At 64.8% G+C, this 2,776-nt stretch carries 3 protein-coding genes; all 3 read right to left on the reverse strand.

Going from position 1 to position 2,776, the window contains the following annotated elements; all coding sequences use genetic code 11:
* The coding region (locus ACY693_RS17800; RefSeq protein ID WP_462323147.1) for a response regulator transcription factor at window positions 1-215 on the reverse strand (215 nt) is incomplete at its 3' end.
* 415 nt (window positions 216-630) lie between these two features.
* On the reverse strand, window positions 631-1,656 hold the full coding sequence (locus ACY693_RS17805) for a class I SAM-dependent methyltransferase (protein ID WP_462323148.1): 1,026 nt from the start codon (window positions 1,654-1,656) through the stop codon (window positions 631-633).
* Window positions 1,649-2,710, reverse strand: a complete 1,062-nt coding sequence (locus ACY693_RS17810; RefSeq protein ID WP_462323149.1) for a glycosyltransferase family 4 protein — start codon at window positions 2,708-2,710, stop codon at window positions 1,649-1,651. The genes ACY693_RS17805 and ACY693_RS17810 overlap by 8 nt, the downstream gene beginning before the upstream one ends.
* Window positions 2,711-2,776 lie beyond the last annotated feature (66 nt).

Consider the following 2,776-nt stretch of genomic DNA (forward strand, 5'->3'; position numbering starts at 1 on the left):
CAGACGTCGAGCCCGTCCAGGCCCGGCAGCATCAGGTCGAGGATGATGATGTCGGGCTCGCGCTCATCGAGCCATTCGAACATCGCCACACCGTCCGCAACGCCACTGACCTTGAAGCCTTCTCGCTGCAGATAGTTTTCCAGCAGTTCACGCAGTGAGGCGTCGTCGTCGACGACGAGCACCTGCGTCTTTGCACCTACGTCGTCGTTTCTCATCAGGGGTTCCCGGCGTCTAGATGCCTGAGCCGTCGTTACAAACTGTTACAGCATCAGTATATGCTGAAATACCCTGGTCGTTGACTGGGGCGATACTGGCCCCGTCTTTTCGATGCGCGAAACAGAGGTAGCTGTATGAGTTTCGATGCGTTAACCATTGCAGGGCTGCTCCTCGCGGTGCTCAGCGGGGGCTTTTTAGTTGGCTTGGTCTCTCATAACGATCGCTCCTCAAGGGGCCAGTCTCAGGCTCAGACCGCGGCCCTGAACCCGCACGATCCCTAATCGGACAGCCGCCTCGCGCCATTCTTGTTCGGCAAAACGTTCCGGACCTCATCGGCTTCTGGTCAATCAGTTTCTGGGCAGCAAGCCTCTTCGGCCGCCTCGATGGATGCTCACCCGTCGCGGCGGCCGTTTTTTACCCGTGCTCGGCTGGCAGCGCGATCAGATCCTGATGGCCGACCTGTATCTCCAAGCGGCCGGCCGCGATATCCGACTGTCGCGCGCGCTGCCAGTCTCGCAGCGCGTCGCCGTTCTGCGGTGCCAGCTCGGTTGCGGCCTCGAGCCAGCCTGCGATCAGCGCGCTCTGCAGCTGGGGCTGGTCTGGACCGAGCTGCCAGTCGCTGCTCGCACTCTGAAACCTGTAGCCTCTGGCCGACAGCAGCCGCTCAGTCATCGCGGCGGCCGTTGGACCTAAGGCGGCTCCGAACCCCTTGTCACCGCGTTGATGCTGGTTGACAAGCTCGATGATCCGTCGGTCTCCTGTCCTCGCCGGCGTTAGCCTGACCCGACCATCGTAGCTTAGCGCAAACAACAGGGCGCAGCGGGCACGATCACAGTGTTCGATCAGACTGGCAAGCCAATCCTCAGCGACCAGATCGAGCAGTGCTGATGCGGTGACCAGGCCCCCGGTTGGCAAGGCGAGGGCGGTTCTTGCTGGCCGAGGTGTCCCCGACCGCTGCGCTTGCGGTTGCAGCGCGGTGGTCAGATCACGCTGCTCGGTGCACACCGCGCAGTCCCAGCCTGGACCGGCCAGCCTCAGTCTCTCGTTAGCGGGACCAATAGCGACCTGGTAACCGGCTCGGCGGGCCCAGCTGGCGGTTCGCTCAGGAAGCTGAGAAAGCAACGCCGAGTCCCGGTCGATACAGCGCCAGTGTTGTCCGGGGCCAAGCCTGGGCGCCAGGTAGCGGAGATTGGCGCCTGTGCCTGAGCCAAGATCGATGACCTCGGTATAGCGCCGCCTAAGGGCGCTGCTAGTGGCAGGGTTGGATGCAGAGCCAGCATTAGATTCGGTCTGGGAGCTGGACCGAGACGCTGGCTCGAACCTGGCCTCGGGCGTGAATTCAGACCCGGTCTGGCTCAGGAGGTCGAGCAGCTTATCGGCTCGCGCCCGCGCATCGGCCATTTCTCTCAGCTGCAGCCAGTCGGCACTGAACTCAGACATGCTCGAGCAGCTCCGCCCAACGTTGGGCTTGGCCGGGCCAATCTGGAAGCCGGGCTCGGGCACGCTCGGCACCGATCGCAAGTCTGTGGCGCTCGTTGGCATCGCTGAGCAGCCTGCGCAGGGCGGATGCGAGGGCCGTGCTCGAGCAGGGCGCGACCAATAGGCCGGCGTCGCTGGGTACGGTGTCGGCCACGGCTCCGGTATTGCAGCCGAGCACCGGCAGACCACGCGCTAAGGCCTCGGTGAACGCCATGCCATAGCCTTCGAACAGGCTCGGCAGCACGAACAGGTCGGCCTGCTGATAGGCGGTCGCGAGTGCCTGCTCATCGACCTCCCCGCGCAGCAGGGCCCGCTCGCCGAGCCCAAGCCGCTCGATCTGCGCTCGGACATCGGCGCTGGTCGCTGGATCGCGATCGAGGCTGCCGATGATCTGCAGCTGCCAAGGCAGATCGCGCAGGTTCGACAGCGCCTCGAGCAGGATGCCGTGCCCCTTGCGTGGGATCAGTGCGCCGACGCACAGCAGCTGCAGTGGCGCTTGGCCGGTCCGCTCGGCCAGCGGTGCCGGATCGGTCCCTGGCTCGATGACGGCGATGCGCGCCGCATCGATGCCCATGCGTTCCAGCCGTCGAGCCGTGCTCGCACTGGTGACAACGATCTGCTGCATCGCGACCAATGCTGCGCGCTCCGATTCCCGGAGGGCTGCGCTCTGCGCCGCGCTCACTCCGGTCTCGTGCGCCAAGGGGTGATGCACGAGCCCAATCAGTCGCAAGCGCTTGCGCTCGGCTTGGACGATCTCCGGCATGACACCGAGCGCAAGTCCGTCGATCAGCACGCGCTCCTTGTCGGCGACAGCGCTCAGCTTCGCTGCTGCGTCAGCGCGTGCCTGCTGGGTTGGGGTCGGAAAGCTTGCGTCCAGCGCCACCAGGCTCAGCTGCCACCCTCGAGCACGCAAGCCCGCGGCGATGAGGCGGTCATAACGATACCCGCCGGTCGGGGCAAGCAGGTCGCCCGGGATCAGAAAATGCAGCCGTGGCTCGGAATTGGCTCGGCGCACGGTTCGGCTTACTCAGTCCTTACCGAGCTCAACGATGTGATGGATCAGTGCCTCGGTTTCTGCGGC

This window comes from Halochromatium sp. (genome assembly GCF_054919635.1).

Coding starts and splice junctions, on each gene's coding strand:
- ACY693_RS17805 (WP_462323148.1), bottom strand. CDS start 1,656: ATGTCTGAGTTCAGTGCCGACTGGCTGCAGCTGAGAGAAATGGCCGAT.